Annotated in this window: 16 protein-coding genes and 2 tRNA genes; 1 reads left to right on the forward strand and 17 read right to left on the reverse strand. The window is 58.3% G+C overall.

Translation table 11 applies throughout. The features are described from left to right. Positions 1–36: 36 nt before the first annotated feature. From infB to rlmE, 11 genes are all read right to left on the reverse strand, one after another. Entirely contained in the window at positions 37–2,559 is a 2,523-nt protein-coding gene (gene infB, locus QWI20_RS00110; RefSeq protein ID WP_369303586.1) for a translation initiation factor IF-2, read from the reverse strand. A 27-nt stretch (positions 2,560–2,586) separates the two neighbouring features. Beyond that, positions 2,587–4,068 (reverse strand): transcription termination factor NusA, encoded by a 1,482-nt coding sequence (nusA, locus tag QWI20_RS00115; protein WP_065987602.1) that lies wholly within the window; start codon positions 4,066–4,068, stop codon positions 2,587–2,589. A 59-nt stretch (positions 4,069–4,127) separates the two neighbouring features. Further along, a complete protein-coding gene (rimP, locus tag QWI20_RS00120; protein WP_369303588.1) occupies positions 4,128–4,586 on the reverse strand; it encodes a ribosome maturation factor RimP in 459 nt (152 codons plus the stop codon). A gap of 127 nt (positions 4,587–4,713) precedes the next feature. After that, positions 4,714–4,790: transfer RNA gene (locus QWI20_RS00125), tRNA-Met, on the reverse strand. Positions 4,791–4,887: 97 nt separating this feature from the next. Then, positions 4,888–4,973 (reverse strand) — tRNA-Leu (locus QWI20_RS00130). A 45-nt stretch (positions 4,974–5,018) separates the two neighbouring features. After that, positions 5,019–5,402: a preprotein translocase subunit SecG gene (gene secG / locus QWI20_RS00135; protein WP_074888489.1), complete on the reverse strand. Its 384-nt coding sequence runs from the start codon at positions 5,400–5,402 to the stop codon at positions 5,019–5,021. 4 nt (positions 5,403–5,406) lie between these two features. Next, on the reverse strand, positions 5,407–6,162 hold the full coding sequence (gene tpiA, locus QWI20_RS00140; protein WP_369303590.1) for a triose-phosphate isomerase: 756 nt from the start codon (positions 6,160–6,162) through the stop codon (positions 5,407–5,409). Between the two features lie 66 nt (positions 6,163–6,228). Beyond that, positions 6,229–7,572, reverse strand: coding sequence for a phosphoglucosamine mutase (gene glmM, locus QWI20_RS00145; RefSeq protein ID WP_369303592.1), 1,344 nt, complete (start codon positions 7,570–7,572; stop codon positions 6,229–6,231). 16 nt (positions 7,573–7,588) lie between these two features. After that, positions 7,589–8,440, reverse strand: coding sequence for a dihydropteroate synthase (gene folP, locus QWI20_RS00150; protein ID WP_369303594.1), 852 nt, complete (start codon positions 8,438–8,440; stop codon positions 7,589–7,591). A gap of 8 nt (positions 8,441–8,448) precedes the next feature. Beyond that, positions 8,449–10,359, reverse strand: coding sequence for an ATP-dependent zinc metalloprotease FtsH (gene ftsH, locus QWI20_RS00155; RefSeq protein ID WP_369303596.1), 1,911 nt, complete (start codon positions 10,357–10,359; stop codon positions 8,449–8,451). 189 nt (positions 10,360–10,548) lie between these two features. Beyond that, a complete protein-coding gene (gene rlmE / locus QWI20_RS00160; RefSeq protein WP_369303599.1) occupies positions 10,549–11,199 on the reverse strand; it encodes a 23S rRNA (uridine(2552)-2'-O)-methyltransferase RlmE in 651 nt (216 codons plus the stop codon). 107 nt (positions 11,200–11,306) lie between these two features. On the opposite strand from rlmE, the gene QWI20_RS00165 reads away from it, so the two are divergent. After that, a complete protein-coding gene (locus tag QWI20_RS00165) occupies positions 11,307–11,615 on the forward strand; it encodes a YhbY family RNA-binding protein (RefSeq protein ID WP_074888472.1) in 309 nt (102 codons plus the stop codon). 169 nt (positions 11,616–11,784) lie between these two features. On the opposite strand, the gene greA is transcribed toward QWI20_RS00165, so the two are convergent. From greA to dnaK, 6 genes are all read right to left on the reverse strand, one after another. Next, entirely contained in the window at positions 11,785–12,261 is a 477-nt protein-coding gene (gene greA / locus QWI20_RS00170; protein ID WP_122535420.1) for a transcription elongation factor GreA, read from the reverse strand. Beyond that, positions 12,258–15,479 carry a carbamoyl-phosphate synthase large subunit gene (carB, locus tag QWI20_RS00175; RefSeq protein ID WP_369303600.1) on the reverse strand — a complete coding sequence of 1,074 codons (3,222 nt, stop codon included), beginning with the start codon at positions 15,477–15,479 and terminating at the stop codon, positions 12,258–12,260. Before carB ends, greA begins: the two co-directional genes overlap by 4 nt. 122 nt (positions 15,480–15,601) lie before the next feature. Then, positions 15,602–16,738 carry a glutamine-hydrolyzing carbamoyl-phosphate synthase small subunit gene (carA, locus tag QWI20_RS00180; RefSeq protein WP_369303601.1) on the reverse strand — a complete coding sequence of 379 codons (1,137 nt, stop codon included), beginning with the start codon at positions 16,736–16,738 and terminating at the stop codon, positions 15,602–15,604. A 300-nt stretch (positions 16,739–17,038) separates the two neighbouring features. After that, positions 17,039–17,845, reverse strand: a complete 807-nt coding sequence (gene dapB / locus QWI20_RS00185) for a 4-hydroxy-tetrahydrodipicolinate reductase (protein ID WP_369303602.1) — start codon at positions 17,843–17,845, stop codon at positions 17,039–17,041. Positions 17,846–17,855: 10 nt separating this feature from the next. Then, positions 17,856–18,986, reverse strand: a complete 1,131-nt coding sequence (gene dnaJ, locus QWI20_RS00190; protein WP_369303604.1) for a molecular chaperone DnaJ — start codon at positions 18,984–18,986, stop codon at positions 17,856–17,858. A gap of 323 nt (positions 18,987–19,309) precedes the next feature. Beyond that, on the reverse strand, positions 19,310–21,229 hold the full coding sequence (dnaK, locus tag QWI20_RS00195) for a molecular chaperone DnaK (RefSeq protein WP_192173314.1): 1,920 nt from the start codon (positions 21,227–21,229) through the stop codon (positions 19,310–19,312). Positions 21,230–21,270 lie beyond the last annotated feature (41 nt).

Genomic DNA, 21,270 nt, shown 5'->3' on the forward strand with positions numbered 1-21,270 from the left:
CATGCGGCGCAAGCCATGACTCCTGAAGCTCGCGATTTAGAGGCTGCGAGCCACTTGGACCTTCTCGAAGACTTCGATCTTGTCACCGACCTTGACGTCGTTGTAGCTCTTGACGCCGATACCGCACTCCATGCCGGCACGTACTTCGGAAGCGTCATCCTTGAAGCGGCGCAGGGATTCCAGCTCGCCTTCGAAGATAACGATGTCTTCACGCAGTACACGGATTGGACGGTTACGGAAGACAACGCCTTCGATGACCATGCAACCTGCGATCGCGCCGAATTTCGGCGAGCGGAACACGTCGCGGACTTCAGCGATACCCAGGATGTTCTCCCGAACGTCGCTGCCAAGCATGCCGGTGAGGGCCTTCTTGACGTCTTCGATGATGTCGTAGATGACGTTGTAGTAACGCATGTCCAGACCTTCCTGCTCGACGATCTTGCGCGCGCCAGCATCGGCACGCACGTTGAAGCCGAACAGTACAGCGTTGGAGGCCAGTGCCAGGTTGGCGTCGCTTTCGGTGATACCACCCACACCGCCGCCCACTACACGCACTTGCACTTCGTCGTTACCCAGGCCATTCAAAGCACCCTGCAACGCTTCCAGAGAACCACGGACATCGGATTTGAGGACGATGTTGAGCGTCTTCTTCTCTTCCTGACCCATGTTCTCGAAGATGTTTTCCAGCTTGCCGGCGTGAGCACGGGCCAGCTTGACTTCGCGGAACTTGCCTTGACGGAACAGAGCCACTTCACGGGCTTTCTTCTCGTCGGCAACAACGCTCATCTCGTCGCCAGCGTCCGGCGTACCGTCCAGGCCGAGAATCTCAACAGGGATCGACGGACCGGCTTCCTTGATTGGCTTGCCGTTCTCGTCGAGCATTGCCCGAACGCGACCGTAGTTGGAGCCAACCAGAACCATGTCGCCTTGACGCAGCGTACCGTCCTGAACCAGAACAGTCGCAACCGGGCCACGGCCCTTGTCGAGACGCGATTCAACTACAACACCACGACCCGGAGCCGACGGCGTCGCCATCAATTCCAGAACTTCGGCCTGCAGCAGAACGGCTTCAAGCAGCTCGTCAACGCCAGTACCCATCTTCGCGGAGACCGAGACGAAAGGTGTCTCGCCGCCCCACTCTTCGGACGTTACGCCGTGAACGGACAGCTCACTGCGGATACGGTCCAGGTCAGCGCCCGGCTTGTCGATCTTGTTCACGGCAACGACCAGCGGAACACCGGCAGCCTTGGCGTGTTGCACGGCTTCGATGGTCTGCGGCATGACGCCGTCGTCTGCCGCGACAACCAGAATCACGATGTCAGTTGCCTTGGCACCACGAGCACGCATTGCGGTAAACGCCGCGTGACCCGGGGTATCGAGGAAAGTCACCATGCCACGCTCTGTTTCAACGTGGTACGCACCGATGTGCTGGGTGATACCGCCGGCTTCGCCTGCAGCAACCTTGGCACGACGGATGTAATCGAGCAGCGAGGTCTTACCGTGGTCAACGTGACCCATGACCGTTACAACCGGCGCACGGGAGAACGTCTCACCTTCAAACTTCAGGGACTCGGCCAGAGAATCTTCCAGCGCGGTGTCGCTGACCAGGGTCACTTTGTGGCCCAGTTCTTCAGCGACCAGCTGGGCAGTTTCCTGATCCAGAACCTGGTTGATGGTGGCCGGAGTACCCAGCTTGAACATGAACTTGATGATCTCGGCAGCTTTGACCGACATCTGCTGAGCGAGATCGCCCACACTGATGGTTTCGCCGATCTTCACTTCACGAACGACAGGGCCGGTAGGGCTCTGGAAACCGTGCGCGTTGCGCTTCTTCAGCTTGGCCTTGCCGCGACCGCCGCGGCGGAAGCCGTCGCTTTCTTCGTCGGTAGTACGAGGAGCAACGCGTGGCGTTGGCGCCTTTTCCTTGACCGATGCACGATGCGGGGCGTTCTTGCGATCGCCGTCACCACCGCCGCTGCGACGATTGTTGTCGTCATTGCGTGGTTTGTCGGGGCGACGCTGTTCGTCTTTCTTGCGATCGGCGACAGGCGCAGGTGCCGCAGCCGGAGTTTCCCGGGCTGGCTCGGCAGCTTGCGGAGCCGCTGCCGGCGCTGCAACCGCCTCGGCAGCGGGGGCACCAGACGAAGGCTGACGGCGCGCTTCTTCTTCGGCACGCTGACGGGATTCTTCTTCAGCCTTTTGACGCGCGGCATTTTCTACCGCACGACGTTCGTCCAGCTCGCGCTTGCGTTCGGCTTCGATTTCTTCCGGGCTGCGCTGAACAAAGACTTTCTTTTTGCGTACTTCAACGCTGATGCTTTTGCTGCCAGCAACGCGAAGGGTACTGGTGGTCTTGCGCTGCAAGGTAATCTTGCGCGGCTCTTCCACCTTGGCCTTGTGACCGCTTTTCAGGTGGGTCAACAGGGCTTGTTTTTCAATATCGGTCACAACTTGTTCGGCGGCGTTGTGCGGCAAACCTGCCTCACGCATCTGCTGTAACAGGCGCTCTACCGGTGTGTCGACCGTCTTGGCCAGTTCTTTCACCGTGACTTGCGTCATGCACTTCTCTCCTCAGGCCGCATCTACTTACTCGAACCAATGGGCTCGGGCGGCCATGATCAACTTGCCGGCACGATCATCGTCAATGCCGTCGATGTCGAGCAGATCGTCAATAGACTGCTCGGCCAGGTCTTCGCGGGTAATTACGCCGCGCACCGCCAGTTCCATCGCCAAATCCTTGTCCATACCCTCAAGCGAGAGCAGGTCTTCGGCCGGATGGGCGTCTGCCAGCTTTTCCTCAGTAGCGATGGCTTTAGTCAACAAACGATCCTTGGCACGAGCGCGAAGCTCGTTGACGGTGTCTTCGTCAAAGCCGTCGATGTTGAGCATTTCTTCCAACGGTACGTAGGCAATCTCTTCCAGGCTGGTGAAGCCTTCGTCTACCAGAACCTGAGCGAGATCCTCATCGACTTCCAGCTCGTCGATAAAGTTGCGCAGGATGTCACCGGTTTCCGCTTGCTGCTTGGCCTGGATGTCCGATTCGGTCATCACGTTAAGGGTCCAGCCAGTCAACTGACTGGCCAACCGCACGTTCTGGCCACCGCGGCCAATCGCCTGGGCGAGGTTATCTGCGCCTACAGCGATGTCCATGGCGTGGGCATCTTCATCAACGATGATCGCTGCCACTTCGGCAGGCGACATGGCGTTGATGACGAACTGCGCCGGGTTATCGTCCCAAAGCACGATATCCACACGCTCGCCGCCCAACTCGCCGGAAACAGCCTGCACGCGCGAACCACGCATGCCGATGCACGCGCCTTGCGGGTCAATGCGTTTGTCCTTGGAGCGAACTGCGATCTTTGCACGCGAACCAGGATCACGAGAGGCAGCCATCACCTCGATGAGTCCTTCGGCGATTTCCGGAACTTCAATCCGGAACAGCTCGATCAGCATTTCCGGCGCGGTACGCGACAGAATCAGCTGAGGGCCACGGTTTTCGGTGCGGATCTCTTTGAGCAATGCACGAACGCGGACACCCACGCGGAAAGTCTCCCGCGAAATGATGTCTTCACGCGCCAGCAGAGCTTCGGCATTGTTGCCAAGGTCGACGATGACATTGTCACGTGTAACTTTTTTAACAGTGCCGGAAATGATTTCGCCCAGACGCTCACGGTAGGCGTCCACGACTTGAGCTCGCTCGGCTTCGCGAACTTTCTGCACAATGACTTGCTTGGCAGTCTGCGCAGCGATGCGGCCGAACTCGATGGAATCGATCTTTTCTTCCACTACGTCGCCAACGTTGGCGCCCGGGTGGGTCAGGGCAACTTTGCTAGGCCATGTCTCGATGGCCGGGTCGTCGAGGTCGTCTTCTTCGACGACGGTCCAGCGACGGAAAGTCTCATAGGCACCTGTTTGACGATTGATCTCGACACGCAGGTCTACTTCGTCTTCAAAACGCTTTTTGGTGGCCGTAGCCAGAGCTATTTCAAGCGCTTCAAAAATCACATCGGCCGGTACGCCTTTTTCATTGGATACCGATTCAACAACCAGCAGTACTTCTTTGCTCATCGTACGCCTCGCCTTTCGCAAGCCATTGGATCCGCGGGATCCGCTGTATCTGGCACGTCTTAGTCAAACGTGGGAATAATGTTGGCTTTGTCGATCAGATCGATCGGCAACAGAAACTCGTGTTCTTCAACCTGGACCACGACGTCCTGCTCCTCCACCCCGCGGAGAAGGCCTTGAAAGTTGCGTCGACCTTCAAACGGCGAACGCAGCTTTATCTTCACTTGTGCCCCGACAAATTCCGCAAACTGCTCAATGGTAAACAGTGGGCGCTCCATGCCTGGAGAGGAAACTTCGAGCGTATATTCGGAGCTGATCGGATCTTCTACATCCAGAATACCGCTGATCTGACGGCTGACGATCGCGCAATCGTCCACCAACACGCCGCCTTCTTTATCGATATAGACGCGCAACATCGAGTGACGCCCTTGAGACGAATACTCGATACCCCAGCATTCATAGCCTAGGGCCACGACCACCGGGGCCAACAAGGCCTGCAACTCTTCTAGCTTGCTCGACACCTGAACCCCCTCGTGCATGCTGCAAATAAAAAATGGGCAGAAGCCCAATCATGAAAACGCCTGCGAAAAGCGGCGTCATAAAGTGTCCAGCTAACAAAAAGCCCCTGAAAAGGGGCTCCGCTAAAACTGGTTGCGGGGGCTGGATTTGAACCAACGACCTTCGGGTTATGAGCCCGACGAGCTACCAGACTGCTCCACCCCGCGACAAAGCTGGGGCGGAAGTATACGACCGATCCAAATTTGGGTCAATCCGACACATCCACCTACAAGAAAGCCCGCTACTGCGGGCTTTCTTGTTAATTGGTACCGAGAAGGGGACTCGAACCCCTACACCCTATGGGCACAACCACCTCAAGGTTGCGTGTCTACCAATTCCACCACCTCGGCATTACAACTCTTTTGCAGCCCCAAAAAACAGCTGCGAAACCGGTGTTACTTCTGCTCTGGAGTGGCAGGAACATCAGCAGGTACTGCAGCTGGTTTCTGTTGCCCTTCCAGAACCGGAACATCATCTGCTGCCGGCTTTTGCTTCACTTCCAGTACCGCTGGATTTGGCAAACCTACTTGAGTCAGCTGGTGAGCTTTCTCTTTAGCAAAGTAACCTAACCCTAAGCTAGTCATGAAGAAACAGGCGGCAAGTATAGCAGTAAGTTTACTGAGAAAGGTAGAGGAACCTTGTCCACCGAACACAGTATTTGATGCACCTGCTCCAAATGATGCGCCAGCGTCGGCACCTTTACCCTGCTGCAGCAAAACCAGAGCAACAACGCCCAGAGCACCCAGCAGATGAAGAACGACTACGACTGTTTCCAGCATTTTTTCAGTTTCCCGCGGCGCGAATGATCGCACCGAACTCATCTGCATTCAGGGAGGCGCCACCAATGAGGCCTCCATCGATATCCGGCATGCCGAACAGTTCGACCGCATTGGCCGCCTTCACGCTGCCGCCATATAGAAGACGCACACCTTGTGCGACTTCAGAATTCTCTTTCATCAACTGCGCACGAATCGCTGCGTGCACTTCCTGCGCCTGTTCCGGCGAGGCAGTCAATCCGGTGCCAATGGCCCAGACTGGCTCATAAGCAATTACCGCATTAACGAAAGCGCCGACGCCAAGTTCTTCGATGATGCTGCCAAGCTGCTGCCCGACAACTTCAAGGGTCTTGCCGGCTTCTCGCTCCTCGAGCGTCTCACCGATACACAGTATCGGCGTCAGACCTGCCGCCTGGGCGGCCTCGAACTTGCGATTAAGCACTTCATTGCTCTCGCCCATTATCTGGCGACGCTCAGAGTGCCCGACCAGCACAAACTTGCAACCTGCATCCGCCAACTGAGTCGACGACACCTCTCCAGTCAACGCGCCCTGCCCTGCCTGATGAGCGCAATTCTGCGCACCGACAGAGATCGACTGCCCTTCCAGGCAATCAACCACAAGACTCACGTGCAGACTAGGCGGGAAGACCGCCACATCTACGCCACCCGGAAGGGCGAGATTTGCAAGACCCTCGATCAGCTCAGCGACGCTGGCGCGGGTACCGTGCATCTTCCAGTTACCAGCTACCATAGGGCGACGCATGCTGTACCTCGTCGGTCAAAGTGGGCGCAGATGTTACCCAACAGTTTCAACACTGGCAAGCCGAAATCAGGCGCAAACTTCAGCAACCAGTTTTGCCAGTTCATCGGCATACCCGCGAACCAGGATTTCGTCCTCGCCCTCGACCATCACCCGCACAAGCGGCTCGGTACCGGACTTGCGCAGAAGCACACGTCCACGCCCGCCCATGGCGGCGGTCACGCGATCACACGCTTCAATAACGGCGGGATGTTTGACCGGGTCAACGCCTCCACCCTCGAAGCGCACGTTGACCAATACCTGAGGGCATTTCTTCAAACCTGAACGCGATTGCGCGAGGCTCATGCCGGTACGCTTCATCGACAACAGCACCTGCAAGGCGGCGATGATCGCATCCCCGGTTGTGGTGTGACGGAAGCACACGACATGGCCCGAGTTCTCGCCGCCCACTTGCCAGTCGCGCTCCAGCAGCTCGGCGATGACATAACGGTCGCCGACATTGGCGCGCACGAACGGGATGTTTAGATCCGCAAGTGCCAGCTCCAGTCCAAGGTTGCTCATCAGGGTGCCGACGACACCTCCCTGCAACTGGCCGCGCTCTTGAAGGTCTCGCGCAATGATGTAAAGCAGTTCATCACCATCGACGATCGCGCCAGTGTGGTCGACCATCAGCACACGGTCGCCGTCGCCATCAAAACCGATGCCCAGGTCAGCGCCATGCTCAACAACGGCGGCCTGCAGCGCTCCCATATGGGTGGAGCCGCAGTTGTCATTGATGTTGAGCCCGTTGGGGGCCGCCGACAGCACGGTTACCTCGGCGCCAAGCTCACGGAACACGTTTGGCGCCACTTTGTACGTAGCACCATGAGCGCAATCGACAACGAGCTTCAACCCGTCAAAATCAGTACTGGTGGGAACGCTGCTTTTACAGAATTCGATGTAACGGCCCGCCGCGTCGTTGATTCGCGACACCTTGCCGAGCTTTTCGGAATCCTCGACGGTCATCGGTGAATCGAGCAGCTCCTCGATCATCAGTTCGATCTCATCAGGCAGCTTGGTGCCCTGCCCGGAGAAAAACTTGATGCCGTTATCGTAGTGCGGATTGTGCGACGCGCTGATCACGATGCCCGCCTCGGCATGAAACGTACGCGTCAGGTAGGCAATCGCAGGTGTCGGCATCGGGCCGAGCAGCATCACGTCCGCACCCGCAGCGGATAACCCGGCTTCAAGCGCCGACTCGAACATGTAGCCCGAAATGCGTGTGTCCTTGCCAACCAGGATCCGGCACGCGCCCATTTTCCGGAACGCCATCCCTGCTGCCCATCCCAACTTCAGCATGAAATCAGGGGTGATAGGGAATTGGCCTACACGTCCGCGGATACCGTCGGTACCGAAGTATTTTTTAGTGGTCATGGGTGCTCCAGATTTCTTATTTTGCTGATTCAACAGCAGCAATCATACGCACTACGTCAACCGTCTCCGAGACGTCGTGCACACGTAGAATTTTTGCGCCTTTGACCATGGCCATGGCGGCAAGCGCGAGGGCGCCATGCAGACGCTGATCAACAGGCTTGTCGAGCACCTTGCCAATCATGCTCTTGCGAGAGACACCCACCAGCAGCGGACGGCCCAGCGCATGAAGTGCTTCCATGTGCTTGAACAGGCTCAGGTTGTGCTCGAGGGTCTTGGCAAAGCCGAATCCTGGATCGAGGATGATCATCTCGGCCGGAATTCCCGCCGCGACGCACTGTTCCAGGCGCTCGCGCAAGAAGGCACTGACCTCACCGACCAGGTCAGCGTAGTGGGGATCATCCTGCATGTCCGTTGGCTCGCCGCGCATATGCATGAGGCAGACTGGCAAACCCGTCGCCACAGCGGCGTCCAGTGCGCCGTCACGACGCAGCGAGCGAACATCGTTGATGAGCCCTGCCCCCAGGCGCGCAGTCTCACGAATGACGGCCGGCGTGGAGGTATCTACCGAAATGATCACGTCCAGCTCGGCGCTGATCGCCTCGACGACAGGCGCCACACGCTCCAGCTCTTCAACGGGAGAAACAGATCGCGCACCGGGGCGCGTTGACTCGCCCCCTACATCGATCAAGGTCGCACCCGCCAGCGTCATCGCCTCGGCATGACGCAGCGCCAGGTCGCGCTGCGCAAAGCGTCCGCCGTCCGAGAACGAATCGGGAGTGATATTGAGGATCCCCATCACGTGCGTGCGGGACAAATCAAGAACCCGGTTGCCGCAAGGCAACCGGGTCGGGTGAAGCGCAGAAGTCATGTCAGACCTTAGTGTTCAGCAGCTGGGCCGCCAATTGGCGATTCCGGACGCGGACCTACAGGTGCGATCGGGGTGCCGGAATCTCCGGAACCGCCTTCCCAATCGCGAGGCTCGCGTGGTGTGCGGCCTGCCATGATGTCATCGATTTGCTCGGCGTCGATGGTCTCGTACTTCATCAGCGCGTCGGCCATCGCTTCCAGCTTGTCACGATTATCCGTGAGAATCTGTCTGGCCGTGCCGTAGCACTGGTCGATGATGCTGCGCACTTCGGAGTCGATGAGACGTGCTGTGTCACCTGACAGGCTGGAGCTTTGCCCACCACCGCCACGACCGAGGTACCCGCCTTCGTCTTCATCCGAATACATCAACGGACCCAGCTTCTCGGACAGGCCCCACTTGGTGACCATGTTTCGAGCGATCTGGCTGGCCCGCATGATGTCGTTAGAGGCGCCGGTGGTCACGCCATCGAAGCCCAACGTCATTTCTTCCGCAATTCGACCGCCGTACAGCGAGCAGATCTGACTGATCAATGCACGCTTGGACAGGCTGTAGCGATCTTCCTCAGGAAGGAACATGGTGACACCCAACGCACGACCGCGCGGGATGATCGATACTTTGTAAACAGGATCATGCTCTGGCACAACGCGGCCAACGATTGCATGACCAGCCTCGTGATAAGCAGTGTTGCGCTTCTCTTTGTCGGACATGACCATCGATTTGCGCTCTGCGCCCATCATGATCTTGTCTTTCGCCAATTCGAATTCTTTCATCTCGACGATGCGCTTACCGGTGCGAGCGGCGAACAGCGAAGCCTCGTTGACAAGGTTTGCAAGATCAGCACCCGAGAAGCCCGGCGTACCACGAGCAATCACCCCTGGCTGAACGTCGTCACCCATTGGCACTTTGCGCATGTGTACTTTGAGAATCTGTTCACGACCGCGGATGTCGGGCAAGCCCACGACCACCTGACGGTCGAAACGGCCCGGACGCAGCAGCGCAGGGTCGAGGACGTCTGGCCGGTTAGTAGCGGCAATCACGATGATGCCGTCGTTCATTTCAAAGCCGTCCATCTCAACCAGCAACTGGTTGAGCGTCTGCTCACGCTCATCATGACCGCCGCCCATGCCGGCACCACGGTGGCGGCCTACCGCATCGATCTCGTCGATGAAGATGATGCAAGGCGCATGCTTCTTGGCCTGCTCAAACATGTCACGGACACGGCTTGCACCAACACCGACGAACATTTCGACGAAGTCGGAACCGGAAATCGTGAAAAACGGCACCTTGGCTTCACCCGCGATGGCCTTCGCCAACAGGGTTTTACCGGTACCTGGAGGACCTACCATCAGCACGCCGCGAGGAATACGACCACCCAAGCGCTGGAACTTGCCCGGATCGCGGAGGAACTCGACGAGCTCGCCTACTTCCTCTTTGGCTTCATCGCAACCGGCAACGTCGGCCAGGGTCGTTTTCACCTGATCTTCGGACAGCAGACGCGCTTTGCTTTTACCAAAGCTCATCGGGCCGCCCTTGCCACCTGCGCCTCCTTGCATCTGGCGCATGAAGAACATAAAGACGGCAATGATCACGAGGATGGGGAAGCTGGCGACCAGAAGCTGAGTCCAGATGCTTTGCTGCTCTGGTTGCTTGCCTTCGATCACGACGTTGTTGTCGACGAGATCACCGATAAGGCCGTTATCCTGGATAGCCGGTCGGATGGTCTTGAAGGCGTCGCCATCGCTGCGCTTGCCGGTGATGACGTAACCGTCAACGGCAACTTTCTCGACCTTGCCGTCCTTCACCTGCTGGATGAATTCGGAATAGTTGAGGGTCTGCGGCTCGTTAGGACTGGAGAAGTTGTTCATCACGGTCACGAGAACCGCCGCGATGATCAACCACAGGATCAAATTCTTTGCCATATCGTTCAATTAGCTACCCTCTGAAGCAAGCTCCACGCTGGAGCGTGCCTCGCATGATATTTACCGGCCTAACGTACTACAGATCCTACAGGCGTGGCAGGCGGCGTCTGTAACCCTTTGTGAAACTTTGACTACGCGATGTTGGTTACGCTCCCTTGATTAAGCTATTTGAAAAAAGCTATCGCTTGATCAAAGGCGCTCATCGCTCGCCGATCCCTCTATGCCGCGAAACCCGCGACCCAACAAATATTGCTCCCTGGACCGGTCCCGCGACGACAAAGGCTTGCGCATCTGCACCTTGTCGAACAGCTTGCGGATGTCCTTGTGGTACACATCAAAGCCCTCACCCTGGAAGACCTTGATCAGGAAATCGCCACCAGGACGCAGCACGCGGCCGGCCAGATCCAGCGCCAGCTCACAAAGGAACATTGCGCGCGGCATGTCCACTGCGCTCAATCCACTCATATTGGGGGCCATATCGGAAATCACAAGGTCGACCTGCGTATTACCAACAGCTTCGAGGATCTGGGCGAGCACTGCGTCCTGAGTAAAATCTCCCTGGATGAAGGTCACGTCGGGGATGCTGTCCATTTCCAGGATGTCCGATGCGATCAAACGGCCCTGACCACCAATCAGACGACTGGTCACCTGCGACCAGCCACCAGGCGCTGCACCCAGGTCGATCACCGTCATGCCTGGACGGATGATCTTGTCCTTCTCCTGGATCTCGAGAAGCTTGTAACTGGCGCGGGAACGGTAACCGTCCCGCTGCGCCATTTTGACGTACTTGTCGTCGAAGTGTTCTTTAAGCCAGTTATGGCTGGTTTTGGAACGTGCCACGGAGCACCTCAAAAAATTAGGACGAGTCGCGATTAACCGGGCGGTCCCGGACTCGCTCGGGTAAACTGGCCGCCGCTTTTTACAAGATCAGACGCAGAGGTCAGATTATGCCGCTCACTCAAGAGCAGAAGAAACAATACAAATCCATTGGTCACCATCTGAAACCGGTGTTGATGGTGGCGGACAATGGTCTGACTGAAGGTGTGTTGGCCGAACTGGAGCGCGCGTTGGGCGATCACGAGTTGATCAAGATCAAACTCAACATCCTCGACCGCGAGAGCCGCCTGGCAGCCATCGCTGAACTGTGCAAAGTCGGCAAGGCCGATCTGGTGCAGGTGATCGGCAAAATGGCGCTGATTTACCGCAAGAACCCGAAGGTAAACAAGCAGCTTTCCAACGTCCACCGCTTCAACTGATCCTGTCGGGTCAGGGCGAATAAGCGCTGACCTTCCGACTCGGCGCTCACCTGGAAAGATGAGCGCAGACTCGGTCAGACCGGACAGGCGACCGCCGGCTCGAAAGGTCAGTCAATGACCTTCGAACCCGCTGGCTGAATCACCACCCGCGCAAAGCGGGTGCCGATCATCAAACGTGACGCACTTCCACGATTTCGTACTCGATAACACCGCTCGGTGTTTTCACAGCGACGACATCGCCTTCTTCCTTGCCAATCAACGCGCGAGCAAGCGGCGAACCCACCGAGATCTTGCCCAATTTGAAGTCAGCTTCGTCCTCACCCACGATGTGGTAGGTGACGCGCTCGTCCGTCTCAACGTTCGCGATTTCGACAGTGGTGCCGAAGATCACTTTGCCGGTGTGAGGGATCGTAGTGACGTCGATGATCACCTGATTCTGGATTCGGCCTTCGATGTCGCGAATACGCGCTTCGACCATGCCCTGCTGTTCGCGGGCGGCATGGTATTCGGCGTTTTCCTTGAGATCGCCCAGCTCACGCGCAGTCCCGATGTCCTGGCTGAGCTTGGGACGAACCACCTTGGTCAGGTGTGCGTGTTCTTCTTCCAGGGCGCGAGCGCCCTGAACGGTCATTGGGTACTTGATCATGCTTTGAGTCCTGCGTGTAGATCCTGCAAGCGGCGCACGGTTTTTTCAGGGCCGAACTTCAGCGCTTCACAGATAGCCTCGCCCGCAGCGATGGTCGTGGTGCAGTAAATCTTGTGCTGCAGGGCATTGCGGCGAATGGAGTAGGAATCCGCGATCGACTGGCGGCCTTCGGTGGTGTTGATGATAAGCGTGACTTCGTCATTCTTGATCATGTCGACCACGTGCGGACGGCCCTCGGTCACCTTGTTGACGCGGCGCACTTTCAGCCCGGCCTCTTCGATCAGGCGTGCAGTGCCGGCGGTTGCAACGATGTCGAAGCCCAGCTCGATCAAGCTGCGTGCAACACCGGCCACCAGCGGCTTGTCGTCGTCACGCACGCTGATGAAGGCCGTGCCGCCGGTTGGCAGCACTTCGCTGGCGCCCATCTGGGCTTTCGCGAAAGCTTCGCCGAAGGTGTCACCGACACCCATGACTTCGCCGGTCGACTTCATCTCCGGGCCGAGGATCGGGTCAACACCCGGGAATTTGGCAAATGGGAACACCGCCTCTTTCACGCTGAAGAAGTTCGGGATGATCTCTTTGGTGAAGCCGAGTTCTTTCAGGGTTTTGCCGGCCATGACGCGAGCCGCAATCATTGCCAGCGAGACACCGATGCACTTCGAAACGAACGGCACCGTACGCGATGCGCGCGGGTTCACTTCGATGACGTAGATATCTTCACCCTGCAATGCCAGCTGCACGTTCATCAAACCGACAACGCCGAGCTCAAGGGCCATTTTCTTGACCTGCTCACGCATTTCGTCCTGGATGTGCGCAGGCAGCGAATACGGTGGCAGCGAGCATGCCGAGTCACCCGAGTGAACGCCGGCTTGTTCGATGTGCTGCATGATCGCGCCGATTACCACGTCGGTACCGTCGCAGACCGCATCGACGTCCATCTCGATGGCGCAGTTGAGGAAGTGGTCCAGCAGCACCGGGCTGTCGTTGGACACTTGAACCGCTTCACGCAGGTAGCGCTTGAGCTCGTCTTCTTCGTAGACGATCTCCATCGCACGGCCGCCCAGTACGTAGGACGGACGGACCACCAGCGGGTAGCCGATCTTTGCAGCAGCACGGATGGCTTCGTCCTCGCTACGCACGGTAGCGTTTGGCGGCTGACGCAGGTTCAGTCGCTCGACCATTTGCTGGAAGCGCTCGCGGTCTTCTGCACGGTCAATGGCGTCCGGGCTGGTGCCGATGATCGGCACGCCTGCGGCTTCAAGGGCGCGCGCCAGTTTCAACGGAGTCTGGCCGCCGTACTGGACGATTACGCCTTTCGGCTTCTCGACGCGGACGATTTCCAGCACGTCTTCCAGGGTCACCGGCTCGAAGTACAGACGGTCGGAGGTGTCGTAATCGGTCGATACGGTTTCCGGGTTGCAGTTGACCATGATGGTCTCGTACCCGTCTTCACGCAGCGCCAGCGCAGCGTGCACACAGCAGTAGTCGAACTCGATGCCTTGGCCAATGCGGTTCGGACCGCCACCCAGAATCATGATCTTGTCGCGATTCGTCGGGTTGGCTTCGCACTCTTCCTCGTACGTGGAGTACATGTACGCGGTGTCGGTCGCGAACTCGGCAGCGCAGGTGTCGACGCGCTTGTAGACCGGCAGCACGTCCAGCTTGTGACGGTGCGTGCGCAGGTTTTTCTCGGTCACACCGACCAGCTTGGCCAGGCGAGCATCGGAGAAGCCCTTGCGCTTGAGGCGATACATCAGGTCGCGATCAATTGCCGAAAGACCGAGGGTCTTGACCTTCTCTTCGTCCTTGATCAGATCTTCGATCTGCACCAGGAACCAAGGATCGATCATGTTCATGCCGAAAATTTGTTCAACTGTCATGCCGGCACGGAAAGCGTCGGCGACGTACCAAATGCGCTCGGCACCCGGAACCGTCAGCTCGCGCTTGAGAATGCTCATGCTTTCCGGATTGCTCAGGTCCAGCTTCGGATCGAGACCGCTGACACCCACTTCAAGGCCGCGCAGGGCTTTCTGCAGGGATTCCTGGAAGGTCCGGCCGATGGCCATGACTTCGCCAACCGACTTCATCTGAGTGGTCAGGCGGGCGTCGGCTTTAGGGAATTTCTCGAAGGCAAACCGTGGCAGCTTGGTGACGACGTAGTCGATCGATGGCTCGAACGACGCCGGGGTCTTGCCGCCGGTGATTTCGTTCTGCAATTCGTCCAGCGTGTAGCCGACAGCCAGCTTGGCTGCCACTCGCGCGATCGGGAAGCCGGTGGCCTTGGATGCCAGCGCAGAAGAGCGAGAGACCCGTGGGTTCATCTCGATCACGACCATGCGGCCGGTGTCCGGGCAGATACCGAACTGAACGTTCGAGCCGCCTGTTTCGACGCCGATCTCGCGCAGGACCGCCAGCGAGGCATTACGCAGAATCTGGTATTCCTTGTCGGTCAGGGTCTGCGCCGGCGCGACCGTGATGGAGTCGCCGGTGTGGACACCCATCGGGTCGAAGTTTTCGATGGAGCAGACGATGATGCAGTTGTCCTTTTTGTCGCGGACAACTTCCATTTCGTATTCTTTCCAACCGATCAGCGACTCGTCGATCAGCAACTCTTTGGTCGGCGACAGGTCGAGACCGCGGGCGCAGATTTCTTCGAACTCTTCACGGTTGTACGCTATGCCACCACCGGTGCCGCCCATGGTAAAGGACGGACGAATGATGCAGGGGAAGCCCAGCTTTTCGAGGACCGCATTGGCCTCTTCCATGCTATGGGCGATACCGGAACGCGGGCACGCCAGGCCGATGGATTTCATGGCCTTGTCGAAACGCGAGCGGTCTTCTGCCTTGTCGATGGTGTCGGCATTGGCGCCGATCATTTCAACGCCGAACTTCTCCAGAACGCCTTCGCGCTCCAGATCCAGTGCGCAGTTCAGTGCGGTCTGGCCGCCCATGGTTGGCAGCAGCGCATCAGGGCGTTCTTTTTCGATGATCTTGGCGACGGTCGCCCATTTGATCGGCTCGATGTAAGTCGCGTCCGCCATGGCCGGGTCGGTCATGATGGTCGCCGGGTTCGAGTTGACCAGAATGACGCGGTAACCCTCTTCGCGCAGGGCCTTGCAGGCCTGGGCGCCGGAGTAGTCGAATTCGCAGGCCTGGCCGATCACGATCGGGCCAGCACCAAGAATCAGGATGCTTTTAATGTCTGTACGTTTTGGCATGGGTTGTCACTCGAATCCTGTGTCAGTCGGCAAGCCGTCTTGAACATCTCAGGTGCCGGGCGGGCTGTCGGATCTGATCCGGCCCGCCGCGGTCACCTGCTCGCTACAGTCGCAAGGCAGCCTTAGCGGCGCTTGTCCATGGCTGTGATGAAGCGATCAAACAGCGGCGCGACGTCAGTCGGGCCCGGGCTCGCTTCAGGGTGACCCTGGAAGCTGAACGCGTCTTTGTCGGTGCGCTCAATGCCCTGCAGGCTGCCATCGAACAGCGACTTGTGAATCGCGCGAACGTTGCTTGGCAAGGTCGCTTCGTCCACCGCAAAACCATGGTTCTGGCTGGTGATCATGACCACGCCGGTGTCCAGGTCCTGGACCGGGTGGTTGGCGCCATGGTGGCCCAGATCCATCTTGATGGTCCGAGCGCCGGAAGCGAGCGCCAACAGCTGGTGGCCCAGGCAGATACCGAACACCGGAATGTCGGTCTCGAGCACATCCTTGATCGCTTGAATGGCGTAGTCGCACGGCTCCGGATCGCCAGGGCCGTTGGACAGGAAGATGCCGTCAGGCTTGAGCGCCAGCACTTCACTGGCAGGGGTTTGCGCAGGTACGACCGTCACACGGCAACCGCGCTCGACCAGCATGCGCAGGATGTTCAGCTTGACGCCGTAGTCCCAGGCAACCACGTGGTACTTCAAGTCCGCTGCGGCGACTTCGGGACTGCTGTCGGACTGCAGGTTCCAGACCGTAGAGCGCCATTCGTAGGTCTCTTTGGTGCTGACTTCCTTGGCGAGGTCCATGCCCTTCAGGCCCGGGAATCCTCGCGCTGCTGCAATGGCGGCTTCTTCAGAGATGTTGTCGCCGGCCATGATGCAGCCGTTCTGAGCGCCCTTCTCGCGAAGAATGCGCGTCAGGCGGCGGGTGTCGATGCCCGCGATCGCAACGGTTTTATTGGCCTTCAGATACTCGGCCAGTGGCATCTTGTTACGCCAGTTGCTGGCAACCAGCGGCAGGTCGCGAATCACCAGGCCCGCCGACCAGACGCGATCAGACTCGGCATCTTCCGGCGTTGTGCCAGTGTTGCCGATATGCGGGTAAGTCAGGGTGACGATTTGCTGGGCATAGGAAGGATCGGTAAGAATTTCCTGATAGCCGGTCATTGCGGTGTTAAACACCACTTCACCAACGGTTTGACCGTCGGCACCAATGGCTTCGCCGCGAAAAATGCTGCCATCAGCAAGGGCGAGTATGGCTGGCTTAGTCAAGAAGACCTCCCGTAATAAAGCCTGAAAGGGCGATCGCAGGTTGTAAAAAAGCGGAATGACGTATAGACACGTCACCCCGCTTTTTTCGTAGAATTATCTGCGCGCTTTTAGTGGACACACTAAAGCTGTAGCTTACAGAAAGAGGTCTTTTTAATCCACCGCTAAAATTGCCCTGAGGGCCGGGGAGTGCGACGGACGTCGCATAGCGGGTGCGTAACGGCTAATAACTGCGGGCAGGATACAGGTAAAGCCCTTCTCCTGCCCGCATTGTCGCTTGTCACGTCTCGGACGCCGAAAGACTCAGCGCAGATCAAGTACATCCTGCATGTCGTAAAGACCCGGCGGCTTGCCATCTAGCCACAGCGCGGCACGCACTGCGCCCTTGGCGAAGGTCATGCGGCTGGACGCCTTGTGCGTAATCTCCAGACGCTCACCCTCTGCGGCGAACAGCACAGTGTGATCACCTACCACGTCACCGCCGCGGACCGTGGCGAAGCCGATCGTCTCGCGATCACGAACACCCGTGTAGCCCTCACGACCGTAGACGGCAACCTTGCTCAAATCACGCCCAAGGGCATTGGCAACCACCTCACCCATGCTGACCGCCGTACCTGATGGCGCGTCGACCTTATTGCGGTGATGAGCTTCGATGATTTCGATGTCCGCATCGTCACCCATCACTCGCGCCGCCAGATCCAGCAGCCTGAACGACAGGTTCACACCCACACTGAAGTTGGACGCGAAAACCACGGGAATTTCCCGGCTCGCCTCCGCCAGCAACTGCTTTTGTTCGACGCTCAGACCGGTGGTACCAATGACCATCGCCTTGCCCGCCCTACGGCAGAACGCTAGGTTTTTCAGCATGACGTCCGGCAATGTGAAGTCGATCAGCACGTCGAACTCGTCGGCAACCTGCTCTAGATTACCGGTCAACTGAACACCGATGCGCCCCAGCGATGCGAGTTCGCCGGCGTCGGCACCGATCATCGTGCTGCCGGGACGAACGATTGCCGCTGTCAGTCCGGTGAGCGGCGCACGGTCCTGCACCGCCTCGATCAGATTCTTACCCATGCGCCCGGCGGCGCCCATCACAGCAATGCGTCGCATGCCCTGCCCCTTAGAGATCGCCGAAGAAGCGCTTCACGCCTTCGAACCAGCCGCTGGCCTTGGGCGAGTGAGAACTGTCGCCTTCAAGGGTGGCACGGAACTCTTCGAGCAGCTCGCGCTGGCGACGACCCAGGTTCACCGGGGTCTCGACGGCGACACGGCACATCAGGTCGCCGGCGCCGCCACCACGAACAGGAGCAACGCCCTTGCCGCGCAGACGGAACTGCTTACCGGTTTGCGTGCCTTCCGGGATCTTCAACTTGACGCGACCGTCCAGCGTCGGTACTTCCAGCTCGCCACCCAGTGCAGCGTCGGTGAAGCTGATCGGCACTTCGCAATACAGATGCTTGCCGTCGCGCTGGAAAATCGCGTGTTCGCGTACATTGATCACAACGTACAAGTCGCCCGTTGGGCCGCCCTGCGTCCCTGCCTCGCCTTCGCCGGACAGACGAATGCGGTCGCCGGTATCGACGCCTGGCGGCACCTTGACCGACAGCGTCTTGGACTCTTCCACACGGCCTTCACCATGGCAGGAGTCACAAGGGTCGGAAATGATCTTGCCGCTGCCGTGGCAACGCGGGCAGGTCTGCTGAACAGAGAAGAAGCCCTGCTGCATGCGCACCTGACCGATGCCGCCGCATGTCGGGCAGGTCACCGGGGACGAGCCCTTTTTAGCGCCGCTGCCATCGCAGGGCTTGCAGTTGACCAGTGTCGGTACACGGATGCTGACCGTCGTGCCGCGCACTGCCTCTTCAAGATTCAATTCGAGGGTATAGCGAAGGTCGCTGCCACGCTGGGCACCACCGCGACCACCTCCACCGGCGCGCCCGCCACCGAAGAAGTCGCTGAAAACATCACCGAAGATGTCGGAGAAGTTGGCGCCACCGCCACCGAAACCGCCGCCGCCCATGCCCTGATCGACACCGGCATGGCCGTATTGGTCGTAAGCCGCGCGCTTGCTGGCATCGGAAAGTACTTCGTACGCTTCGTTGGCTTCTTTGAAGGCGTCTTCCGAAGCCTTGTCACCCGGGTTGCGGTCAGGGTGAAATTTCATGGCGAGACGGCGATACGCCTTTTTCAGGTCCGCTTCGCTGGAGCCACGCTCCACGCCCAGTACTTCGTAATAATCACGCTTTGACATAAATTTTCCGCACTCTTGAGGACGTCCGGCATGACCCTCCTGAGTCTGCCGAACTCGTTGAGCCCCTTTCAGGCCCGGACCCAACTCACGTCAATTCAACGATCCTGGTCTTGGTTCAACGGCCTTTGATCGACCGAGGAAAGCGGCTGAACAAGCCGGAGTGCAGGAGCATCCGACTTTGCCACAAAGCCCGCGATACGGGATCGCGCGCTTGAAAATTTTGGGTGTTCCAGACACGCCAACGCGGGAGCAAGCTCCCGCGCGGCGACATCCTACCAGCGACCACCCGAAAGCGGTCAACCGGCGATCAAGTGAGCCTGCGCTTACTTGTGGTCTTTTACTTCTTCGAACTCGGCGTCAACGACGTCGTCTGCAGGCTTGCTTTCTTCCTGAGCGGCCTGAGCACCGCCTTCAGGTTTTTCGGCCTGCTCGGCATACATCTTCTGGGCAACCGGCGCAGAGACTTTCGACAGCTCTTCGATCTTGGCGTCGATGGCAGCCTTGTCGTCGCCTTTCACAGCGGCTTCAAGGGCAACCAGTGCAGCTTCGATAGCGGTCTTCTCTTCCGCGGTGACTTTGTCGCCAGCGTCGGAGATCATTTTGCGAGTCGAGTGAACCAGCGCATCGCCCTGGTTGCGGGCGGAGGCCAGCTCTTCGAACTTGCGGTCCTCGTCCGAGTTCGCTTCGGCGTCGCGAATCATCTGCTGGATTTCTTCGTCCGACAGACCGGAGTTGGCCTTGATCACAATCGACTGAGTCTTGCCAGTCGCCTTGTCTTTCGCGCCGACATGCAGAATGCCGTTAGCATCGATGTCGAAGGTCACTTCGATCTGAGGCACGCCGCGTGGTGCTGGTGGAATCTCGGCCAGGTCGAACTTGCCCAGGGACTTGTTCTGAGCCGCTTGCTTACGTTCGCCCTGCAGCACGTGAATAGTCACTGCGCCCTGGTTGTCGTCGGCAGTCGAGAACACCTGGGATTTCTTGGTAGGAATCGTGGTGTTTTTCTCGATCAGCGCGGTCATCACGCCACCCATGGTTTCGATACCCAGCGTCAGCGGGCTGACGTCCAGCAGCAGAACGTCTTTCACGTCGCCGGCCAGTACTGCACCCTGGATAGCTGCACCCATGGCGACGGCTTCGTCAGGGTTGACGTCTTTACGCGCTTCTTTACCGAAGAACTCGGTAACCTTCTGCTGAACCAGTGGCATGCGGGTCTGACCGCCGACCAGAATCACGTCGTTGATCGCGCCGATGTCGATACCGGAGTCTTTCAGCGCAATGCGGCAAGGCTCGATGGTGCGCTGAACCAGGTCTTCAACCAGCGATTCCAACTTGGCGCGCGAGATCTTCACGTTCAAGTGCTTAGGACCGGTCGCATCTGCAGTGATGTAAGGCAGGTTCACGTCGGTCGAATTGCTCGAAGACAGTTCGATCTTCGCTTTCTCGGCAGCTTCTTTCAGACGCTGCATCGCCAGCGGATCACCTTTCAGGTTCATGCCGGATTCTTTCTTGAATTCGTCAACCAGGTAGTCGATCAGGCGGATGTCGAAGTCTTCACCACCCAGGAAGGTGTCGCCGTTGGTGGCCAACACTTCGAACTGGTGCTCGCCATCAACTTCAGCGATTTCGATGACCGAAACGTCGAAAGTACCGCCACCCAAGTCATAAACAATGACGGTGTGATCGCCCTTCGCTTTGTCCATACCGTAAGCCAGCGCGGCTGCGGTCGGTTCGTTGATGATGCGCTTCACGTCCAGACCGGCAATACGACCGGCGTCTTTGGTGGCCTGACGCTGGCTGTCGTTGAAGTACGCAGGGACAGTAATGACCGCCTCTGTAACAGCCTCGCCCAGGTAGTCTTCGGCGGTTTTCTTCATCTTCTTCAGGATTTCAGCCGAAATCTGAGGAGGGGACATTTTCTTGTCGTTGACTTCAACCCATGCGTCGCCGTTATCAGCCTTGGCGATTTTGTAAGGCACCATCTTGATGTCTTTCTGCACGACTTCTTCGTCGAACTTACGGCCGATCAGACGCTTAACCGCGTACAGGGTGTTGTGCGGGTTGGTCACTGCCTGACGCTTGGCCGATTGACCCACAAGGATCTCGCCGTCGTTGGCATACGCAATGATCGACGGGGTGGTACGAGCGCCTTCGGCGTTCTCGATCACCTTGGCTTTACCGTTTTCCAGAACCGAGACGCAGGAGTTGGTGGTCCCCAGGTCGATACCGATAATCTTGCCCATTTTTGACTCTCCCGAAACTTAAATTTGGTTGCCGCAACTGC

The organism is Pseudomonas sp. W2-17 (assembly GCF_041060445.1).
Lineage (GTDB): Bacteria > Pseudomonadota > Gammaproteobacteria > Pseudomonadales > Pseudomonadaceae > Aquipseudomonas.